The organism is Acinetobacter sp. YH01024, assembly GCF_013420195.1.
Lineage (GTDB): Bacteria > Pseudomonadota > Gammaproteobacteria > Pseudomonadales > Moraxellaceae > Acinetobacter > Acinetobacter amyesii.
On sequence record NZ_VOYQ01000051.1, the window covers coordinates 1 to 21,319 of the forward strand.

A 21,319-nucleotide genomic window follows, 5' to 3' on the forward strand; every position below is an offset into this window, starting at 1 on the left:
CTGATGCTAGTTGGTCTAACACCTTGCAATGTTTGTCTTTTATACGTAATTTAAGGGTTTTCATGTACTTATATTAACAATCAAAACTCAAGGAAAATAGTCCTTAGTTAAATCAAACGACACTTCAGGTCGTGTCGCTTATATCTCTGACCTGAAGGACAGAGTTTTACGCTCCATTTGATAAAATAAGAAAAATTTATGAAGTATTGACTCTTATCCTATTTGATTAATTGCATGATTTAATGCCATTTTTACACCCTTAAAACTTTTACCATTTGGTAAATTTACATGTAAAGTCATGTAATTAGTTTGAATAAAATATTTTTAAAAGAGATTAAATCTTCTAAAAAACAAGAGTATGATGTGCACAATTTATCTATTGAGTGCTCATTTTATGTCCAATTGGTTTCCCAAATGGCGCCCGTACGAAGGCAATATTGATGCACGTCCTGTAGGTACAAATGAGTACCTACCTCCTGTGCAAAGTGTTGTATTGGGGATACAACATGCTTTTGCAATGTTTGGTGCAACTGTCCTTGCGCCATTTTTGATGGGCTTTGATGCCAACCTTGCGATTTTAATGTCGGGGATCTGTACCATCCTATTCTTCTTTATGACAGGTGGTCGTGTACCAAGTTATTTAGGCTCTAGTTTTGCCTTTATTGGTGTGGTGATCGCGGCAACCGGTTATGCAGCATCAGGTACTGGCGCGCCAAATGCCAATATCGCGATGGCAGCAGGCGGGATCATGGCCTGCGGTATCTTATATGCCATTTTTGGTTTTATCGTGATGGCAACGGGTACCCGTTGGATTGAAAAACTTATGCCGCCTGTCGTTACAGGTGCAGTGGTGATGATCATTGGTCTCAACCTTGCCCCAGTGACCATTAAAGGGGTTGCCGGTAATAACTTTAATATGTGGATGGCTTTAGTAACCGTACTATGTATGGGTTCAATTGCTGTGTTCACCAAAGGTTTATTACAACGTCTATTACTCTTAGTTGGCCTTCTACTCGCTTACTTGGTGTATTACATCATTTCCAATGTCATGGGTCATGGCACACCAATCAACTTCGTTCCAGTACAAGATGCAGCTTGGTTTGGTGTTCCTCAATTCCATTCGCCTGTTTTTGATTTCAATGCCATGCTGATCATTGCACCGATTGCGTTGATTTTGGTTGCAGAAAACCTTGGGCACATCAAAGCTGTGGGCGCGATGACAGGTGAAAATCTTGATCCGCACATTGGTAAAGCCTTCGTTGCAGATGGTGTTGCAACCACACTTTCAGGCGGTGTCGGCGGTCCGGGTATGACCACTTATGGCGAAAATATTGGTGTGATGGCAGTAACGCGTGTTTACTCGACCATCGTGTTTGTATTTGCAGGTGTATTCGCCATCTTCCTTGGTCTTTCACCAAAATTTGGCGCGATTATTCATACCATTCCACAAGCGATTTTGACCGGTGCCTCTATTGTAGTGTTCGGTTTGATTACCATTGCCGGTGCTAAAATCTGGATTGAAAACAAAGTTGATTTCTCTAAAAACAAGAACCTGATGGTGGCTGCAGTGACCATTATTTTAGGTACGGGTGACTTTGCATTACAATTCGGTAACTTCAATCTAGGTGGTATTGGTACCGCAACCTTTGCAGCCTTGATTTTGAACTGGTTCTTTAGCTTAGGCGATAAATCAGAATAAGCCTCCAAAGCATTAAAAAAAAGAATATTCATTTGAAAAGCGGCCGAAAGGTCGCTTTTTTTTATAGCTACACTTTCGGTAAGATAAGGCATTAGCCAAGGAATACACCCTATGCGACTGGATTTGTTCGACCTTCAATTGGTGCTGCACATTGTAGACAGCGGCAGTCTGACCAAAGGCGCTGCTCGTTCTGCCATCTCGCTACAAGCAGCCAGTGAACGGATTAAAAAACTCGAACAGCAATACCGCACAGCCCTGTTCACTCGCCAAGCCAAAGGTGTCAAACTGACTCTTGCCGGTCAAACCTTGGTTGAACATGCACAGCGCATCTTAGGTGAGGGGCAACAATTAGAACACGCGATGCTGCCCTTTGCCCATGGGTTAAGTTCCAATATGACCTTATGGTGTAATTCATCTGCACAAAGTGAATATTTACCGGTCTTGTTACCACGTTATTTGCTTGAAAATCCCAACACACAAATTGAGCTGCATGAAGCCGAGTCTAAAGACATCATTGCAGCGATTGAACAAGGCAATGCACAACTAGGTCTAATTTCGGGTTTCTTTAAATCCGAAAAGTTACAAACACTTGAGTTTGCAAATGATCCTTTGGTACTGATTTGTCCTATAACTCATGAATTGGCCTCGATATCTAGCGTCAAACCCGCAGAGATTTTGAATTATCCCTTTGTCGGTTTGATGCAATATCATTCCTTGCAACAATCGATCGAGGCTCAAGCCAAATTATTCGGCTGTGAAATTCAGTATCGGCTGCGTTTGCCGAACTTTGCCGCGATCGCGCAAGTGGTGGCGAATGGTGTGGGCATTGCCATCATGCCAAAACGTGCAGCCCAACGATTAATCAATTTGTATGCCTTTGCCCAAGTTGAGCTCAGCGGCGACTGGGCCAATCGAAAATTGCTGCTCACCGCACGTAATTTTGATGATTTACCCTTAAATTATCAGCATTTCAGTCAGTTTCTACTGTCTCAAAAATCTGCTTTGGATAGCTAAGTCTAGGCTTTAAATCACGTCAAACTGGTGCAACATCATATAGCCACCAAGGGCAATCAACCCGATAAAAAACACCTTACGGAATTTTTGTTCTGGAATGCGGTAACGGATTTTTTTCCCTGCCCACATGCCAATGAGCGCAGGAACCAGTGCCATGGCTGACATGGCATAATCAATCGGGAGATCTTCCACAGGATTTTGCTGTAAGAACACCGCCAAACAAATGGTTGACGTGGTAAAGGCCAAACCGAGTGACTGTACGAGATCATCGCGTTTGAGTTGCAAACCTTGCAAATATGGCACCACCGGGATCACCACCACACCTGTGGCTACAGTCAGCGCTCCACCGAGATAACCGATCATTGGAGATAGCCATTTTTCATGTGGTGCAAAGTTCGGCAAGCTTTTCGCACAAAGCCCATACAGTCCGTATAGTGCCAACATGCCCCCCAGTAAAGCTTCACTTTTAAATTCACCATGTCCTAAAGTTGGAAAAATACTCCAAATTGAACCGACGATAATCCCAAGTAACAAGGGCCAAAAGCGTTGAATTAGTCGCAGCACCTGCCCTTCGGCAAATAATTGCCAAAAGTTGGTGACCATAGATGGAATGATTAATAACGTCGCTGCCTGAAATGGACTGATCACCATGGTGAGTAAGCCCATCGATACCGCAGGCAGGCCTAACCCAATCGTGCCTTTAATTAGACCTGCGATTGCAAAAACTGTGATGACGAACCAAATCATGGCGAAACTCGCTGAAGAATTGGTTCTATGCTATGCAATTCAGGCGCTTTGAAAAATCAGTGTTTTTGGAATAGAGCCTCAATAAAAAGTTGAGGCTGTGCTTGAAATCAGCTATAGACAAGGTAGTTGAATTCAATAAAAAAGGAATTACAACTTATTTATTTTAATTATTGTCATAACTACTCTTTTGCTCTTCAGCTAATTCATAAGAACTTTCGAATTGATATTTCACCGTTTCATCTTGAATTGAATCAATAAATTTTTTTAATTTATTTTTATATTCAACGTTCCCAGATTTATACATTGATAGCAAATAGCCCCACTCACCATAAATATACTGAGGGTCATTTTTTGATACTTTCCTTAATTCTTCTTTTAAAATCAATGCTAAATCGGAATAACATTTTTCATATTCATCTTTCGATCTTTTAGCATAATAGCTTAACTCACACTGAGTCACTAAAAGTTCCTGACTGAAAGAGTCCTTTAACATTTTATGATTAAGATTATAAGCCTCTTCATACATGCCTGTTGCTAAGTAGATTTGCATTTCAATCTTTTGTCGTTCTTGATCATTCGTGATCTTTTTTATTTCAGACAAACTATCTTTCATTACTTTATCTGCGTTTTCTTTATCTCTCAGATTAAGTTTATTAATAGTATTTTTATAATCATTTATTATAGCTGTATCTTCTTTAGACAGCGTTGAAATTGATTCTTTTTTTTGAGCTTCTTTAACTTCATGATGATTCAAACTAATTTTCTCAGACGAGCAAGCAGTACTACCAAATATAAAAAATAAGGTTAAGAAAATAAAAAAATGCTTCATCAAACTTCTCTCGCTGCGGAGTTTAAGGTAAAGGTATGAGTTTTAAAACTAGGAATTGGTGTAACTGTTCCACCATCAAACTTCAGTATATATCCCAAATCTAATTCAACTTTTAAGAGTGATATATCAGGTTCAGGTAAGTTGATATTACAAGATCCAACTGGCTCTTTTCCTTTTTCAGTATTCCAAATACCATTAGCAATTTTTAACTCTTGAGTTTTTAACAAGTCAAATTTTCTATTTTTTTCTTTAAATAGTCTTAGGGTCGCACGCGGAATAATTTTACTTGCATCATTTTTAACCACCGGCGGCATATATGACACCGTTACAAAAAGTTCTTTATTTTTAACAACATACGTAACAATAAAATCACATACTCCAGAGGCTAATTGTGCAACAATTCCAAATAATCCTTTTTTATCCTCATCATATGGAGGGATCGCAGTCTTAAATTTCACATAATCAGTTTGGTTTCTCTCTATATAGTAATTTTCATATTTTTTCTTATCACTTACAAAACTATTCGTTAAATTATTCTGCAACATACTTGGCTTAAAAATTGGGCTATTTAATGAACTTATTCCACCACTAGTCCCTACAACATGTACTTGGTTTGGCATCAATGAAGCCCCACAAGTAAATTTATCACCTACATAAGCCACGGCCTTTCCATCAAAAATCACATGATCATTACTCTTAATTAAGGTAGACCAAGTTTTACATTTTGGACAGGCGAAACCATCTCCCGCACGAAGAAAGAGATTCCCCATCTGTGAACTTCGGGACTGCGTGGACATGACTGTCCCACCGTGACTTGTTGTTGAGCCATGAATGCCAAATCCTTTAGACATTATTTGAGTCTCCCAAAGTTGGATTCATAAAACCTTCAGGGATAGCTGCATCATGATATAAGCGTAAAACATGGGAAGTGACCGGACTATCAATAATTTCATCGCCATTTTCTAATAATGATCCGATAAGTGCTGCGGCTCTGCCATCAACATTTAGAAGAAATCCTGCGCCGGAGATAATTTTTGCTGTCGAACCATCTAAATATATAGCTTCATCACCGACCAAAGCTAAAGAGATCCCGTTGACCTTATAAGCATGATTAGATGCTCGAACTAACCCACCTTTTTTTGTTTTTGAACCATTAAAAGCTGCATAATATTTGGTATGCGGCTTATGATTCCAATAGAGTTGTTCTGCTTGATGAATCTTTTGAATATCGTCTTGAGAAAGTTTTTTTAGCTGTTCTTCTGACAGTTCATGTAAAAAAGTAGGGCTAGTCATGCTAGATCCAATTATTGTAATTAGAAGTAGAATAACAAATAAAAAAATTAATAAAATTTCAAAATGTAAATCAAATCATCATCTTTTCAGTTGGTGATATTAAAAAAGAACATTAATAAATTTGATCTAATCTCAAAAACTAAAAATTACGGTCGAATCTCTTTCAACTCACGTTGAATAAAATGCTGAATCATATCGCGGTATAAACGTTCCACAATATCTGCATTTACACCGTGCTCTGTGGCTTGTAGACGAATTTTACTAATCACCGCTTCGACACGTTCTGGTGATTGAACATCCTGTACTGAACGCTTAAAACGCACCGCTTGATCAACATAAAACTGACGTGCAGCAATGAGCTCAATAATTCCCTGATCAATCACATCAATCTGTGCGCGGGCTTGCTCTAATGACTCAACTTTTTCTTTCTTCATCTTCTCTGGCTTCACTTTCAGCGGTGTTTTCACTTTTATACTTCTCTTCTAACACATTACTGAAAATACTTTCAATCATCCATACGCGGTATAAGCTATTAAATACATAGCTTTGACCTGCAATACGTAATTCTAAAACAGGAAAATCGGGCTGTGACTTCATCTCACAGTGCATATCATTTTCTTTTAATTTTTCAGCAATATCCTCAGTGATCAGTTCAGAAATCTCTAACTCATACTGTAAAGCCTGAAAATGTGCTTTGAAGGATAAATCACGCCCTTTGGTCCATACAGCCTCCAAAATGCGATACATCGCATCAATACGCTGCTCTTCGGGCGCACTGTAGTAAAGCTGTGACATAGCTAATGTCGCAGCTTCTGTAGGCCGGCAAAATGGCGTGAACTTAACTTCGGTCCGTTTAGACAGACGTGTTGCCAAACTCCAGTCAAACAAATCACGACCGTGATACGACAATGGATACACATTCAACTGAATATTATAATAGTCCGCCAATTCCTCACGAATATAAGCCAACAGTAACCATGAAATCGGATCTTCCATCGCGATGTAGAGATCAAGCTCAGGATCGAGTCCCTGAATTTCATTCAACTCTTCTGCATCACTGATCAGGTGCTCACGCCATTCAATATGATTGATCATAAAGATCGGGTTATCTGTCAGGAGTTTTTGTTGTTTTAAACGGCGCGTTAAACGCAGTAAATCATCTACAGCATGGTACTTACGTTCACCAAACTCAAAATAGCCCGATAAAATCGGGGTATCGGTAAAGATACGTTCAGGAAAATCTTGAGCTTTATGATGACGGCTGGCCATCGCATACAGTGTTCTCAGCTTGCCATACTGCTTTTGCCACAGCATGTGGAACACATCTTCAAGTAAATAAAGAAAATCTTGGCCGCGTAATGGCGTATTTTTTAGAATAATTTCGGCTTGTTCTAAAGCTTCGGCGGTCGGTTGTTCAGGTGTTTCATGAAAACTAAAACGATGCTGCCGCGCTAAAATTTGGGCATCATTCAGACAATATTGTTGCCATTCTATCGATGACATTTGATTAGGAGGTTCAGCACTCTGACGACAAATAATCACTTTCAGTGGTTTAATTTCATCACTGAGAATTTCTTCTAATTGAGGCAGTTGCTGCGCAGCCAAATAGCTATAAACATCATCCAGTCGAAGATAAACACTCAGACCTTGTTCCGTGGGTAACACCGCTTGTCGGGTCGGTTTCTGATAAAACCAACTCGATCGGATTGGATCGAACCAACGGCGTAACAGTGACATGCGTTTTTTGCCTCAAAATGATGAATTGTACCGAACCTGCCAGCACATGCTTAAAATTCAACTTCTATTATGAAGCTGTTTTAAATGAGATATAAGCCTTGTGCAAAACTTATATCAAGTCAGGGCTGAATGTTCAATGTTTAACAATGGATTAGACGTCTAGATTTAGGTCAGTCACCGCACCTTTTTCCGCACCAGAGGTCAACTTGGCAAATTTAGCCAAAGCGCCGTGGGTATAGTTTGGTTTCGGTTTGACCCAGGCCGCGCGACGTGCAGCAATTTCATCCTCAGCCACATGCCAAGTCATTTCACGGGTTTCAGCGTTAATTGAAATTTTATCGCCGTTTTTAACCAAGCCAATTGGGCCTCCTTCATAGGCTTCTGGTGTCACATGCCCAATCACAAAACCATGGCTGCCGCCCGAGAAACGCCCATCAGTCAACAGTGCAACAGATTGGCCTAGACCTTTACCAATAATCGCTGAAGTCGGTTTTAACATTTCCGGCATACCCGGCCCGCCTTTCGGCCCAACACCGCGGATCACCACCACTTCACCTTCTTGTACTTCGCCATCTAAAATACCGCGCATGGCACCCTGCTCACCCTCAAATACCCGCGCAGGCCCCTCAAAATACAGCCCTTCTTTACCGGTAATTTTAGCCACTGCACCCGTCGGCGACAAATTTCCTTTGAGTACCACCAAATGTGAATCCTTTTTAATTGGCGCATCAAACGGCAAAATAATTTGCTGTCCTTCAGGATAATCCTCTACATCGGCTAAGTTTTCCGCCAAAGTTTTGCCCGTAACGGTGAGGCAAGAACCGTCGAGCATGCCGGCATCCAGCATGCGTTTCATGAGCGGCTGAATGCCGCCAATGGCAATCAGTTCCGACATTAAATATTTACCCGATGGGCGCACATCGGCCACCACAGGAATATCTTTGCCAATACGCACAAAATCATCCAAAGACAGTTCCACGCCTGCGGTATGCGCCATGGCAATCAAATGCAGTACGCCATTGGTTGAACCGCCTAAAGCAATCAGCACTTTAATCGAGTTTTCAAAAGCCGCTTTGGTCATGATGTCACGTGGCTTGATATCCAGACGCAGTAGATTCATCACTGCTTCACCAGCACGGGCACAGTCAATCTGCTTGTCTTCAGACACCGCTTCCTGTGCGGATGAGCCTGGCAGGCTCATGCCGAGAGCTTCAATCGCAGAGGCCATAGAATTGGCGGTATACATCCCCCCACAAGAACCCGGCCCTGGCAAAGACACTTCTTCAATATGTTTCACCTGAATCGCATTAATTTCGCCTTTGGCATGCTGACCCACCGCTTCAAATACCGAAATCATGTCGGTATGCCCTTCACCCGGCTTGATGGTGCCACCATAAATAAACAGACCTGGACGGTTTAAACGTGCCAAGCCCATGATGCAGCCCGGCATGTTTTTGTCACAACCGCCAATGGCAATCACGCCATCATAGGCCTGACAGCCGACTACTGCTTCAATCGAATCGGCAATAATTTCTCGCGACAGCAAGGAGTATTTCATCCCTTCAGTCCCGTTGGAAATGCCATCAGAAATGGTGATGGTATTAAAAATAATGCCTTTACCACCTGCAGCATTGACCCCGTTCTCAGCTTCACGCGCCAAACCATCAATATGCATATTACAAGGGGTAACATTGGCCCAAGTCGAGGCAATGCCAATAAATGGGCGCTTAAAGTCTGCATCTTGGAAGCCTGTTGCACGCATCATGGAACGTGCGGGCGCATTTTCTATGCCGTCATAAACAGGAGCGGAATGTTCGCGGATATTATTTTTACTCATTGTTCTTCCTTGGCGATGGCTGATTTTGGCTTCAGCTTTGGCGGATTCTTTTAAATTTATTGTATAGAAAGCGCTCGGCATGTAAAAGAAATTACATCTCAACAAAAAAGATTTTTAGCGCATGCAATACCATTCAATCACATGACAAAGCGACATGGATGTCGCTGTTTTCCTGTATGGCAGGGATGCCATATCAGGAGAACAAAAGATTTTTGTTACTTTTGATCTTTCAAAAGTAAGGGATTGCCTACACAAAGCCATATAAATTATAGCTACTATTCGAGGCTGTCTTTTTTAGAATTTTAATGACATCCACTAATTATTAAATTTTATTTAGTTGCTTCAAGAAACATTATTTTTAATCAGATTAATAAATCTATAACTTAGAATTATTGTCCCATTATTTCATTTAAAAGCTGATTACAGCGGAGTCTTATCCTATAAAAGCTAATTTTCGGAGCACGTATGTTACTTTTGTTTTGGCAAAAGTAACCAAAACCATTTGTCATCCGCAAAACTCGGCAACTGTTTGCAACTAAAAAAATGATCGCAGAAACATTCACTTTTAAATTACCGTTTACCTCAGACAGTTGCGGATGACATTTCCTCGTATCCAATGCAAGTTATGTAGATGTAAATTAAAAAAGCACCCCATGTGGAGTGCTTTTTAATTAAACATCTAAAGTTTAGATTTCACGTACTGCGCCTTTCGCCGCACTCGTGGTATGCATTGCATACGCTTTCAATGCTTTCGAAATTTTGCGTGGACGCTCTTCAACTGGATGCCAACCTTTGGCTTCTTGCGCTGCACGGCGAGCGGCCATGGTTGCTTCATCAACAGCAAGGTTGATGGTACGGTTTGGAATATCAATTTCGATTAAATCACCATCTTCCACTAAACCAATTGCACCACCTTCTGCTGCTTCAGGTGAAACGTGACCAATAGACAGGCCTGACGAACCGCCCGAGAAACGACCGTCAGTCAATAATGCACATTCTTTGCCTAGACCTTTCGATTTTAAGTAGCTGGTTGGGTACAACATTTCTTGCATACCCGGACCACCACGTGGGCCTTCATAGCGAATCACAACCACATCACCGGCTTTGATTTCATTGCCCAAGATCGCCTCTACTGCTGAATCTTGGCTTTCAAACACACGTGCAGTACCGTTGAATTTCAAGATTGAATCATCTACACCCGCAGTTTTTACGATACAACCATCGAGCGCAATGTTGCCGTAAAGCACAGCTAAGCCACCGTCTTTCGAGAACGCATGTTCAGCATTACGGATCACGCCATTTTCACGGTCACCATCTAGTCGTTGGTAATATCGATCTTGTGAGAATGCGGTTTGCGTTGGTACACCGCCCGGCGCTGAACGGAAGAATTGGTAAACGTCTTCATTTTCAGTACGGATAATGTCCCATTTATCTAAAGCATCTTTTAAGCTTGCTTCGTGAACAGTACCTACAGATGTGTCCAATAAGCCTGCACGGTCTAATTCACCGAGAATGGACATGATACCGCCAGCACGGTGTACATCTTCCATATGTACGTCGTTTTTCGCAGGTGCAACTTTACATAGAACAGGCACTTTGCGAGATAAACGGTCAATGTCATCCATCGTGAAATCAACACCCGCTTCATTGGCAGCCGCCAACAAGTGTAGAACGGTATTGGTTGAACCACCCATCGCGATGTCTAAAGTCATGGCATTTTCATACGAGGCTTTGGTCACCATTTCACGTGGCAATACGCTGTAATCATCTTGTTCATAATGACGTTTAGCCAATTCAACAATTAAAGAGCCTGCGCGTTCGAATAATTTTTTACGGTTTGCATGTGTTGCCAGTGTAGAACCGTTACCCGGTAAAGACAGGCCCAATGCTTCTGTTAAGCAGTTCATTGAGTTTGCGGTGAACATACCTGAGCATGAACCACAAGTTGGGCATGCAGAGCGTTCGTATTCTGCTACTTCTTCATCAGTATAGTTGTCATCTGCAGCCACAATCATGGCATCAATCAAGTCGATCGCTTTGTCATTGCCGCGGATTTTGACTTTACCCGCTTCCATTGGGCCGCCAGAAACAAATACCACTGGAATGTTCAAGCGCATTGCCGCCATCAACATCCCTGGGGTAATTTTGTCACAGTTGGAAATACATACCATGGCATCGGCACAGTGCGCGCTCACCATGTATTCTACTGAGTCTGCAATCAAGTCACGTGAAGGCAATGAATACAGCATACCGTCATGGCCCATCGCAATACCGTCATCGACTGCAATGGTATTGAACTCTTTAGCTACACCGCCTGCTTGCTCAATTTGACGCGCCACGAGTTGACCAAGGTCTTTAAGATGAACGTGACCCGGTACAAATTGAGTAAATGAGTTCACGACGGCAATAATTGGTTTACCGAAGTCTTCATCTTTCATACCAGTTGCGCGCCATAAGCCGCGCGCACCCGCCATATTTCTTCCGTGTGTCGATGTTTTTGAACGATAGTCAGGCATTTTATATTTCCAACAAAGTTTGAGCTTGAAATGAATCCTACAGATTCACTCTGGCTAAATCATACTGACAATGATGTAAAATCAGTCGAATTTTAAACCTATCATACACCAAGCCATTGTTTTTAAAGATGGCTTTTTAAGCTGAGATTTGGGCAGATGGGTCTATCAATAAAAACGAGTGATTTGACGACAAAAATCTTTTAACTGAAATCTACTATACCGCCATCAATGGCTGCACAATACAAAACTTTCATGAATAATTTTTAAATTTTATATAAATATAATTTATTTAAAAATTGCAAATTTGCGATTTTGGGTTATGAAATCATTGAGCTTGGACAGCTTCAAAGTTGCAAAAATCAATTTCTAATGTTCTAAATTACGCATTAATCATTTGCTATAATCCACATATTCAACACAGATTCGGTTCATTCATTTTGAAAATCATCTTTGCCGGTACGCCAGAATTTGCCGCAACAGCACTAGCTGCATTGCTCAACACACAACATGAAATTGTTGCGGTATACACTCAACCTGACCGCAAAGCTGGACGTGGACAAAAACTCACAGCTTCTGCCGTAAAGCAATTGGCTTTAGAGCACCATCTTCCTGTTTACCAACCCCTTCATTTCAAATCATCGACTGAAGAAGGTTTAGCCGCACAAGCGGAATTAAAGGCCTTAAATGCCGATGTTATGGTGGTTGCAGCCTATGGTTTGATCTTGCCGCAAGTCGTGCTAGATACCCCGAAATATGGTTGCCTGAATATTCATGGTTCATTGCTGCCACGTTGGCGCGGTGCAGCACCGATTCAACGTGCCATCGCAACAGGTGATATTGAAACAGGTGTCACCATTATGAAAATGGCAGCCGGACTAGATACTGGCGACATGATGTATAAAACCATCTGCCCGATTGAAGCAACGGATACCTCTGCAACTTTGCATGACAAACTTGCAGAGCAAGGTGCAACTGCAATTGCTGCCGTTTTAGACACTGAACAAACATTGCAGCAATATTTAGACAGCCGTGAAGTTCAAGACGAAGCATTAACAGTTTATGCACATAAGCTATCAAAAGCTGAAGCAAAAATTGATTGGTCCATCGATGCCGTACAAATCGATCGCAACATCCGTGCCTTTAATCCGTGGCCGGTAGCATTTATTCAGTTAGATGAACAAAACAATTTACGCGTTTGGCATTCTGAACTTTCTGCTGCGTCTGCACCGAATGCTCAAGCAGGTGAAATCATTGCCATCGATAAAAAAGGCATACACGTTGCCTGTGCCAATGGCAGCGTGATTATTTTGACTTCTTTGCAATGGCCAGGTGCTAAACCACTCAACCCTGTACAAATTTTACAAACCCAAAAATTGACTATTGGACAAATTTTATAATGAAGCAATCTCCCAACGCCTCGACCCGAGACCTTAATTTACGTGCTCAGGTAGTGAAGACGTTATTGGCTGTCCAAAATGGTCAATCGCTGCAATCTGTCCTCGCGCAGCAAATGAATATTGTGTCTGATAAAGACCGTGCGTTATTCCACGAATTGGTGCTCGGTTGTTTACGTCAATGGTACGCATTGAAACAACTGACTTTACCATTACTGTCTAAACCAGTAGATAACCAAGTGGTTGAAACCTGTTTATACCTTGGTTTGTACCAATTATTGTGTACCCGTGTCGCGGCTCACGCTGCAATTTCTGAAACGGTGGAAGCTGCAAAACAATTGGGTATGGGAAGTCTAAGTGGCTTAATCAACGCAATTTTGCGCCGTGCAACACGTGAAACAGAACAGTTCTACGACGTGCTTGAACAAGCCACAAATCTACCAAGTTGGTTAACCAAACGCCTGAAAAAAGACTGGGGCGAACAATTTGACGAGCTCAGCTATGAGCTTAAGCAAATTGCACCACTGACTTTACGTGTTAATACACGCCAAGTCAGCCGTGACGAATACCTTGATATTTTGGAAGATGAAGGCATCGATGCACATCGCTGTGAACTCTCTAATGTCGGTATTGTGATGGACGAAAGCCTACATATTCCAAGTTTACCGGGCTTTGAAGCAGGTGGTTTTTCGGTACAAGATGAACATGCTCAACTGTGTGCAACACTATTACCAAATCTCGATGGTAAATTTGTGATTGATGCTTGTGCTGCGCCGGGTGGTAAAACCGCACATATTTTAGAGACTTTCCAACCGAAGAAACTCATTGCACTGGATCAAGATGAAAAGCGTCTAAAACGTGTGGTTGAAAACCTTGATCGTTTGGATCTCGATGGTAAACATGTTGAAATTCAGACTGCCGATGCCATCACCTATACTGCTCCTGAACTTGCTGATTGTATCGTGCTCGATGCCCCATGTACTGCTGTCGGTGTAATGCGTCGTCATCCTGATATACGTTTACTACGTCAATCGGGCGACATTGCAAAAACTGTAGTGTTACAAAAACAAATTTTGGAAAACATGTGGAAGCAGCTTAAAGTCGGCGGCACGCTGCTTTATATCACATGCTCGATTTTAAAAGCTGAAAATGAACAGCAAATGGTTGAGTTCTTTGCCAATCATGCCGATGCCCAAGAAATTAAAATTGAAGCGGATTGGGGTGTTGAACAAATCCATGGTCGTCAACTTTTCCCGAAAGTGGGTTATGGCGATGGCTTCTATTATTGCCGTATAGTAAAAACGGCCTAAATCAATAAACACCTTTTTAGATGTAAACAATCATAAAAAATGCCCGATGATTTCATCGGGCATTTTTTTCGTCATTCTAAATTTAATCTTCAGCTTCGTCAGGATTTTTCACCAAATGAATCGTCGCTAAAAGTAAACCACCCCATAGCAAAACAATTGATAAAATCATCATGATCATTGCAGATGTATTCATATTAATTCTCCTCTGGACCTTTGTCTTTACACAAGCTTAATAGAACAGAACCCAATACAAAGAAGGCCAATACCGAACCACCCACCAACCAAAGTGTCGTTGCAGGATAACCGCCATAACCTTCAGTTGCGACAGCCTTAATCGTCAATACAAGTGCAACCAATAATGAAATTGGGGTGATCACGGTCAATAAGAAATTCCAACCTTGACCCAACTTGATACTTGAGTATTGATTTGCATGCTCTTGTAATTGTTTCATCAATGGACGATGGAACCACGACACCAAAATAATAGAGAGTAAACCACCACCCACGATCCCAATGTTATTGGCAAAGTAGTCAATGATATCAACAAAAGTAATGGCACTTTGTGTAGAGAATAAAAGTGTAGATACGATTGCTGAACCGCCACCAATAATGCTCACAGCTTTATTTTTTGACCAACCCAATTTGTCTTGAAACGCTGCAATTGGCACTTGCAAGATACTCACCATAGAGGTAATCCCTGCAACCACCAACGAAGCAAAGAACAAGAAGCCAAACAAATCACCGCCTGCCCCCATACTCGAAATGATTTTCGGGAAGGCAATAAAGGCTAAACCAATACCACCAGATACTACTTCTTTTACAGGTACACCTGAACTTTGTGCCATGAAACCAAGTGCTGCAAAGACGCCAATACCCGCTAAGATTTCAAATGATGAGTTGGCTAATGCAACGACTACACCTGAACCGGTTAAGTTGGTTTTTGCTTTTAAGTAAGACGCATAGGTCAACATGATCCCGAAACCAATCGATAACGAGAAGAAGATATGACCAAAGGCTGCTAACCATACTTTATAGTCGGTCATCGCTTCCCAGTTTGGCGTAAAGAATGCATTTAAGCCTTCTGCCGCACCCGGTAGACGCAATGCTTGAATGACTAAAATGCTAAATAACACGATCAATAACGGCATAAAAATTTTATTGGCAAGTTCTACACCACGACGTACACCGCCATAGAGAATGAACATCACCACAGCCCAAACAATGACTAAACCAACAAATAAAGTCGGAACAAAACCAAATGTTAAGCCATCACCATTTTGTAGATAGGTTTTAAAGAAAAAGCTTTCCGTATCTGAGCCCCATTGTTGTCCAATGGCGTAATACATGTAACTACCGGCCCATGACAACACGCTGGCATAGTAGATCCCGATGATCAGGGTCACCATCACTTGCCACCAACCCAATGATTCAGCATTCATTAACTTTTTATAGGCTGTAGGTGGTGCTTTACGGAACTTATGTCCAACAACATAGTCCAAAAAGAGTAAGGGTAAACCTGCTGCAAAAATTGCAATCAAATACGGTACTAAAAATGCACCACCACCATTTTCATAAGCAACATAAGGGAAACGCCAAATATTCCCCAAACCCACGGCTGATCCAATCGCCGCTAAAATAAAGCCTGATCGCGCAGACCAGCTTTCACGATTATCTGACATAGAACACCTAAACCTCAGGCATCTTTAACTGCTGCTTGTTATGATTATATCGCGAGCAAAAAAAGAACCATAAAAATAAAAATTCTGGGTGTTTGATCTGGTGAGATACCTTATGAGCGTCTATACCAAATTGCAAACAGAAAAATCACATGCGCATTTTGGTTAAAAACACCACAAATAACTTTCCCTTTGTATGAATTAACAATACTCACCTTTTTTAAGTTTTTCTGTAATTTCTACGGCAAATATTCCATTTTTATAATATGTTTAAGTTTAAATGTTCATTTAATCAGCTTATTTTTCATACAATTTAAGTTATCAATAATATAACTTTTAGGAATGTTTTATTTCCTATTAAATTTTTAAAGTTATTTCACTCGATAATGTCCGGTAACTTTATAGGCATGCAAAAGATCTTCTTCCTGTGTGCCCTCTCCAATATTATGGATGATGAGCGGAACATCGCTAGCTTTCACTTTACGATCTGAAACCACGCCAATATGCACTAAACCACGCCCTAAGTCCCAAGTGACAATATCTCCTGCCAAATACTGCTTATCTTTGACAACATAGCCCTGACGTTGCATCCAAGTTTGAATATTGGGAACACGTCGATGATCAATATTTTTATCGGTTCCTTTTAAGCCCCATTTTTGTGGATACTGCTTAAAATTGGCTTTCATATCTTCATGAATGGCTTGTTGTAAATCAATCCCTTGCTGTCGTAATGCACGAATTACCACGTCGGTACAAACACCCTTGATTAAAGGGACATCTCCCATCGGATAACGCAGTGCAGTATACGCAGGATCATAATATAAGGTTTTCCCGATCTGGCTGCGTGCATCCGTCACCATTTGAGTGGCATTAAAAGCAAAGACAGCCATATTCACAGTCATTAAACTGACCAATAATAAAATTCGTTTCATTTTTTCTTATTCACTTTAGATTTTTGAAATGATTCAAAAACTGGGCTTCGAACAGAATCATGCTGAACCAAGCCCATGTTTAAATGGCTACAATTTTATCGCCAATACGCGTTCTTCTTGCATATCTCGAATGGCAGACTGAATCCCTTCACGGCCTAAGCCAGAATCTTTTACGCCACCATATGGCATGTTATCGACACGGAAAGATGGAATGTCATTAATAATCACTCCACCGACCTCTAAGTGATTCCACGCATACAGCATTTTATTCAAATTTTGCGTATAGACGCCCGCCTGTAAGCCAAAACGGCTGCTATTAATTTTGGCGATGCCTTTTTCAAAATTTTTGTATTTCTCTAAAATCGCTACAGGACCAAAGATTTCATCTTTATACACTTCCAGTGATTCATCGACACTTTCCAATAAAATTGGATCGAGCAAAGCACCCTGATGTTCACCACGAACCAAAGCTTTAGCTCCTTTTTTGACTGCTTTATCGACCCATTTATGCACGCGTGTTGCTTCCGCTTCCTTAATCATGGGACCGACCATGGTGCTTTCCAACTGTGGATCAGCCGCTTTAAGCTGCTTCATTCTGGCCACGAGTTTTTTCTTTACATCGGCATAGATATCAGCATGCACCAAGATGCGTTGAACGCTAATACACACCTGCCCTGCATGGTTATACGCCCCACCGACTAAGCGTTCAATAAATGCCGCTGAAATTTCAGTATCAGGCTCAACCAATACAGCAGCGTTGCCACCGAGTTCCAAAGTCACTTTTTTACGCCCCGCACGCGCTTTCATATCCCAACCAACCACATCGGAACCGGTAAAGCTGAGCAGTTTAAATCGGTCGTCAGTGACCAAGACATCTGCATGTTCACGTGGACAAGGTAAAACCGAAAAGGCACCTTTAGGTAAATCTGTTTCTGCTAAAACTTCCGCAATTTTTAAAGCTGAAATAGGCGTCAAACTTGCAGGCTTCAACACAAATGGACAGCCTGCGGCAATGGCAGGTGCAATTTTATGCGCAGTCAGATTGATCGGAAAATTAAACGGGCTGATCAACGATACAGGACCAATTGGCACATGTTTGACCATGCCTTGATAGCCAGATGCCGCTGCGGTAACCGCCAATGGGATCATGCGACCATCATCCATCTGTGTAACAGCATCAGCAGCAATTTGAAAGGTATTGATTAAACGTTCAACTTCAGCAGCTGCGGCTTTACGCGGTTTTCCACCTTCCGCAATTAAAATTTCAGTCAATTCTGCACGCATTTCATTAAAACGTTTAACACAGTGCAGTAAGATTTTTTGTTTTTGAAAAGGTTCCAATGCCGCCATTGCAGCGCTAGATTTAACCGCTGAATCAATGGCTTTTTCAATGGTTGCAGCATCTGCGAGTGCAACGCGTGCATATACGTCTTGGGTATATTTATGATTCACTTCTAACCATTGATCGGTAGTCGATGCTTTACCTGCAACATAGAGCGGATAATCTTTTATATCTTGTACGGCTTTGGACATGACGATATTTCCATGATCTTGAGACATTATTGATAAATGTGAATAAATCTATGCCCTCTATCATGCGCTGACTGAGCACAGAGTTCACTATATTTAAGTAACAAAATGAACCACAAGCCTCAAACTTGATTACTTATACGCCCTGAACTTCATCCCCTATTTTCAGATCTCTGCTTGCACTGAAAACCGTATGATCGAGTCTCTATATAACGATGAAATTAAATTAGAAAAGCTATTTAAAATATTAAATCTCATTATTTATCAATTTTTTAATAAATCATTCAACCTAAATTCAATGATAAGAATTATGAGTACAACATAAAAAAAGCCCATCAAATGACGGGCTTTTTAAATCTACGATTTAGCTATACGAACGTTGTGTTTTCACTGAAGCTTTATTCAAATTTTCTAAAGCAGCAACTTCTTCATCCGTTTGTGCTTTGCGAATAAAGAACACTGCAATCGCTGCGATGACTACTGGAATTCCCACAGCCATAAAATTAATTTGATGTGGCAATTCTTGTGATAATAAATAGCCGATCAGAATCGGGCCAACAATCGCACCTGTACGCCCCACAGCAGATGCCCAACCAATACCTGTAGAACGAACAGACAGCGGATAATACTGTGCAACATAGCTATAGAGTAAGATTTGAGAACCAATTGCTGATGCACCTGCCACTGCAACCAAAAGGTAGATCACAGGCTGTGGAGAATTAAAGCCGAGTAAAGATAATGCCACAGCACCTGCCAGACATAATGTAATGATCACCGGTTTTAAATGGAACTTATCCGCTAAGATACCTCCCCCAATCGTACCAATTACCGCACCAATATTCATCGCCAATAGGAACGTCAAACTGCTACCTAATGAATAACCTGCGGCCATCATTAGTTTTGGTAACCAACTACCTAATGCATACAGAGTTAATAGGCACATAAAAAAGCATAGCCAAAACAACATCGTACTTATGCCACGACCTTGCTTATACAACGCTCTAACAGACGCTCCACCCGGAACAGCAACTTCAGTCAGTTCAAGTTGAGTATTTGCAGTCACCGTTTGCTCTGGTGCAATGGTTTGAATCATCCTACGAGCTTCATCGTGACGATTCACCTTCACCAAAAATGTGAGCGATTCAGGTAAAAATTTCCAAGCAAACGGCAACAGTAACAGTGGAATACCCGCAATGAAGAACATGATTTGCCAGCCATAATCCGCAGTAAACCATGAACCAAATAGAGCGGCCATGATGCCACCCATTGCATAACCACTGAACATAGTGGTCACTAAAGTACTACGTAGATGCTTAGGTGCATATTCAGACGTCAATGCCACAAGGTTCGGTAATACTCCACCAATGCCAAGTCCAGCAATAAAACGTAAAGCACCAAATTCCGTAGGATTTGATGCAAAACCGCCTAGAAATGTGAATGTACTGAATAAAAATACACAGATCATGATGACTTTCTTACGGCCAATCTTATCAGCCAAAGTACCAAACATCATGGCACCAAACATCATCCCTGCAAGTGCTGTACTCGCTAGCATACCTGCTTGAACAGCTGTTAATCCCCAGTCTTTCATCAATAAAGGCAGCGCAACACCATTGATCGCTAAGTCATAACCATCAAATAAAATAAGAATTAGACACCACATCATGATGCTGAAATGCGATTTTGTGAACTTAGCGTTATCGACAACGCTATTCACATTCATTGTGCTTGTAGACATTGAACCTCACCTCCAATTGTGAGTTTTATTTTTCGCTACAATGCCGTTTTTCAATGTAAATTGTCCAAAATTACAAAGGTATAGACCCATACCTTTCAGATATATCTATGTCATTTGGGAATAAAATGTCATAAAAACTTAGATATTTTTGAAATATTTATACATAAAAAAATCGATGGACTGCGGGTCTAGTTTTAATAATGATTAATTATCAATGTGTTATTAGAAGCTAAATCACAATCAGACGATAGATTATTTGATATGAAAATTGTCAGAATAAAACTCAAATTTTATAGAAAAAAATCGCAGTTCTACGATCTAAGTCGTAGATTTCTAAATCATAAGTCATCAGCCATCACTTAAGTCGATAATTAGGCATTTAAACTGTTGTTTTAGCTGACTTACATTCAGGTTTTCCGACATTTTTAGGCTGAGAATTCCCTCAATTGATGATTTTTAAATGCGTTTATTGTCTAATAATCATCCATGTTTAAATAATTCAAGTCTCAATCTATCAATAATTTTCTCATTTTCCTGTTTTATCCTTCTACTTTTCTGCTTATTTTTCCCTTTCCCTCACGCATAAAAAAACACCCCCTGGACTAGTCAGGGGGTGTTTCGAATAAAGAGCTGGCGATGACTTACTCTCACATGGGTAACCCCACACTACCATCAGCGCTAAGAGGTTTCACTTCTGAGTTCGGGAAGGGATCAGGTGGTTCACTCTTGCTATGGTCGCCAGCACAACTGTTATGACTTTGCATTTGGTCTTATCTTTTCAGTGCCGTTGCTTGGTCAAATGAGTTATTAACAGGTATATCTGAGTTAAACTTGCGCTTCGGTTAAAGCAGTGCTTTAACTTCTCGCTCATATTCAATTTTACTAAGCTTTTCAACTAAATCAAGTTGCTTTGATTATAAGTGAATCAATTGATGCTATATATACAACTGTTTGGGTGTTGTATAGTCAAGCCTCACGAGCAATTAGTATTGGTCAGCTTCATGCGTCACCGCACTTCCACATCCAACCTATCAACGTCGTAGTCTTCAACGGCTCTTTAGTGGACA

At 41.0% G+C, this 21,319-nt stretch carries 17 protein-coding genes and 2 rRNA genes; 4 read left to right on the forward strand and 15 right to left on the reverse strand.

Translation table 11 applies throughout. From position 1 onward, the window contains the following. Positions 1–394 precede the first annotated feature (394 nt). Both FTT88_RS15075 and FTT88_RS15080 read left to right on the forward strand, forming a co-directional pair. Complete coding sequence (locus FTT88_RS15075; RefSeq protein WP_180011052.1) at positions 395–1,699, forward strand: solute carrier family 23 protein; 1,305 nt, start codon at positions 395–397, stop codon at positions 1,697–1,699. 111 nt (positions 1,700–1,810) lie between these two features. Continuing rightward, positions 1,811–2,713: a LysR family transcriptional regulator gene (locus tag FTT88_RS15080; protein ID WP_180135691.1), complete on the forward strand. Its 903-nt coding sequence runs from the start codon at positions 1,811–1,813 to the stop codon at positions 2,711–2,713. A gap of 9 nt (positions 2,714–2,722) precedes the next feature. Here the strand turns inward: FTT88_RS15080 and FTT88_RS15085 are convergent, their stop codons facing one another. From FTT88_RS15085 to ilvD (FTT88_RS15120), 8 genes are all read right to left on the reverse strand, one after another. Further along, a complete protein-coding gene (locus FTT88_RS15085; protein ID WP_180174077.1) occupies positions 2,723–3,460 on the reverse strand; it encodes a sulfite exporter TauE/SafE family protein in 738 nt (245 codons plus the stop codon). Between the two features lie 163 nt (positions 3,461–3,623). Then, positions 3,624–4,289 carry a hypothetical protein gene (locus tag FTT88_RS15090; protein ID WP_180005352.1) on the reverse strand — a complete coding sequence of 222 codons (666 nt, stop codon included), beginning with the start codon at positions 4,287–4,289 and terminating at the stop codon, positions 3,624–3,626. Further along, positions 4,289–5,140: a PAAR domain-containing protein gene (locus FTT88_RS15095; RefSeq protein ID WP_180005353.1), complete on the reverse strand. Its 852-nt coding sequence runs from the start codon at positions 5,138–5,140 to the stop codon at positions 4,289–4,291. The genes FTT88_RS15090 and FTT88_RS15095 overlap by 1 nt, the downstream gene beginning before the upstream one ends. Next, positions 5,133–5,582: a PAAR domain-containing protein gene (locus tag FTT88_RS15100; protein ID WP_180005354.1), complete on the reverse strand. Its 450-nt coding sequence runs from the start codon at positions 5,580–5,582 to the stop codon at positions 5,133–5,135. Before FTT88_RS15100 ends, FTT88_RS15095 begins: the two co-directional genes overlap by 8 nt. 146 nt (positions 5,583–5,728) lie before the next feature. Continuing rightward, complete coding sequence (locus FTT88_RS15105; RefSeq protein WP_078191648.1) at positions 5,729–6,016, reverse strand: chorismate mutase; 288 nt, start codon at positions 6,014–6,016, stop codon at positions 5,729–5,731. Next, a complete protein-coding gene (locus tag FTT88_RS15110) occupies positions 5,997–7,319 on the reverse strand; it encodes a hypothetical protein (protein WP_180005355.1) in 1,323 nt (440 codons plus the stop codon). Before FTT88_RS15110 ends, FTT88_RS15105 begins: the two co-directional genes overlap by 20 nt. Before the next feature lie 151 nt (positions 7,320–7,470). Then, positions 7,471–9,156 (reverse strand): dihydroxy-acid dehydratase, encoded by a 1,686-nt coding sequence (gene ilvD, locus FTT88_RS15115; protein WP_180005356.1) that lies wholly within the window; start codon positions 9,154–9,156, stop codon positions 7,471–7,473. 686 nt (positions 9,157–9,842) lie between these two features. Continuing rightward, positions 9,843–11,672, reverse strand: coding sequence for a dihydroxy-acid dehydratase (ilvD, locus tag FTT88_RS15120; protein WP_111885144.1), 1,830 nt, complete (start codon positions 11,670–11,672; stop codon positions 9,843–9,845). Positions 11,673–12,109: 437 nt separating this feature from the next. On the opposite strand from ilvD (FTT88_RS15120), the gene fmt reads away from it, so the two are divergent. Both fmt and rsmB read left to right on the forward strand, forming a co-directional pair. Further along, complete coding sequence (gene fmt, locus FTT88_RS15125) at positions 12,110–13,069, forward strand: methionyl-tRNA formyltransferase (RefSeq protein WP_180005357.1); 960 nt, start codon at positions 12,110–12,112, stop codon at positions 13,067–13,069. Continuing rightward, complete coding sequence (rsmB, locus tag FTT88_RS15130; RefSeq protein ID WP_180035043.1) at positions 13,069–14,376, forward strand: 16S rRNA (cytosine(967)-C(5))-methyltransferase RsmB; 1,308 nt, start codon at positions 13,069–13,071, stop codon at positions 14,374–14,376. The genes fmt and rsmB overlap by 1 nt, the downstream gene beginning before the upstream one ends. An 82-nt stretch (positions 14,377–14,458) precedes the next feature. On the opposite strand, the gene FTT88_RS15135 is transcribed toward rsmB, so the two are convergent. The 7 genes from FTT88_RS15135 to FTT88_RS15165 form a co-directional block, all read right to left on the reverse strand. Beyond that, positions 14,459–14,569, reverse strand: a complete 111-nt coding sequence (locus tag FTT88_RS15135; protein WP_180005359.1) for a methionine/alanine import family NSS transporter small subunit — start codon at positions 14,567–14,569, stop codon at positions 14,459–14,461. 1 nt (position 14,570) lies between these two features. Further along, positions 14,571–16,055 carry a sodium-dependent transporter gene (locus tag FTT88_RS15140; RefSeq protein WP_180090266.1) on the reverse strand — a complete coding sequence of 495 codons (1,485 nt, stop codon included), beginning with the start codon at positions 16,053–16,055 and terminating at the stop codon, positions 14,571–14,573. Between the two features lie 368 nt (positions 16,056–16,423). Further along, entirely contained in the window at positions 16,424–16,954 is a 531-nt protein-coding gene (locus tag FTT88_RS15145) for a DUF1287 domain-containing protein (protein ID WP_373886706.1), read from the reverse strand. Positions 16,955–17,071: 117 nt separating this feature from the next. Further along, positions 17,072–18,517: an aldehyde dehydrogenase family protein gene (locus FTT88_RS15150; RefSeq protein ID WP_180063356.1), complete on the reverse strand. Its 1,446-nt coding sequence runs from the start codon at positions 18,515–18,517 to the stop codon at positions 17,072–17,074. Between the two features lie 361 nt (positions 18,518–18,878). Continuing rightward, positions 18,879–20,252 carry an MFS transporter gene (locus tag FTT88_RS15155; protein ID WP_180079295.1) on the reverse strand — a complete coding sequence of 458 codons (1,374 nt, stop codon included), beginning with the start codon at positions 20,250–20,252 and terminating at the stop codon, positions 18,879–18,881. 628 nt (positions 20,253–20,880) lie between these two features. Beyond that, positions 20,881–20,995, reverse strand: a 5S ribosomal RNA gene (gene rrf, locus FTT88_RS15160). A gap of 219 nt (positions 20,996–21,214) precedes the next feature. Then, positions 21,215–21,319, reverse strand: a 23S ribosomal RNA gene (locus FTT88_RS15165); the annotation flags it as partial.

Bases quoted from the DNA above. Each gene is read 5' to 3' on its own strand.
- rsmB (WP_180035043.1), top strand. From the start codon at position 13,069: ATGAAGCAATCTCCCAACGCCTCGACCCGAGACCTTAATTTACGTGCT.
- ilvD (WP_180005356.1), bottom strand. From the start codon at position 9,156: ATGAGTAAAAATAATATCCGCGAACATTCCGCTCCTGTTTATGACGGC.
- FTT88_RS15080 (WP_180135691.1), top strand. From the start codon at position 1,811: ATGCGACTGGATTTGTTCGACCTTCAATTGGTGCTGCACATTGTAGAC.
- FTT88_RS15100 (WP_180005354.1), bottom strand. From the start codon at position 5,582: ATGACTAGCCCTACTTTTTTACATGAACTGTCAGAAGAACAGCTAAAA.
- FTT88_RS15095 (WP_180005353.1), bottom strand. From the start codon at position 5,140: ATGTCTAAAGGATTTGGCATTCATGGCTCAACAACAAGTCACGGTGGG.
- FTT88_RS15110 (WP_180005355.1), bottom strand. From the start codon at position 7,319: ATGTCACTGTTACGCCGTTGGTTCGATCCAATCCGATCGAGTTGGTTT.
- FTT88_RS15085 (WP_180174077.1), bottom strand. From the start codon at position 3,460: ATGATTTGGTTCGTCATCACAGTTTTTGCAATCGCAGGTCTAATTAAA.
- ilvD (WP_111885144.1), bottom strand. From the start codon at position 11,672: ATGCCTGACTATCGTTCAAAAACATCGACACACGGAAGAAATATGGCG.
- FTT88_RS15155 (WP_180079295.1), bottom strand. From the start codon at position 20,252: ATGTCTACAAGCACAATGAATGTGAATAGCGTTGTCGATAACGCTAAG.
- FTT88_RS15090 (WP_180005352.1), bottom strand. From the start codon at position 4,289: ATGAAGCATTTTTTTATTTTCTTAACCTTATTTTTTATATTTGGTAGT.
- FTT88_RS15140 (WP_180090266.1), bottom strand. From the start codon at position 16,055: ATGTCAGATAATCGTGAAAGCTGGTCTGCGCGATCAGGCTTTATTTTA.
- FTT88_RS15135 (WP_180005359.1), bottom strand. From the start codon at position 14,569: ATGAATACATCTGCAATGATCATGATGATTTTATCAATTGTTTTGCTA.
- FTT88_RS15145 (WP_373886706.1), bottom strand. From the start codon at position 16,954: ATGACTGTGAATATGGCTGTCTTTGCTTTTAATGCCACTCAAATGGTG.
- FTT88_RS15105 (WP_078191648.1), bottom strand. From the start codon at position 6,016: ATGAAGAAAGAAAAAGTTGAGTCATTAGAGCAAGCCCGCGCACAGATT.
- FTT88_RS15150 (WP_180063356.1), bottom strand. From the start codon at position 18,517: ATGTCCAAAGCCGTACAAGATATAAAAGATTATCCGCTCTATGTTGCA.
- FTT88_RS15075 (WP_180011052.1), top strand. From the start codon at position 395: ATGTCCAATTGGTTTCCCAAATGGCGCCCGTACGAAGGCAATATTGAT.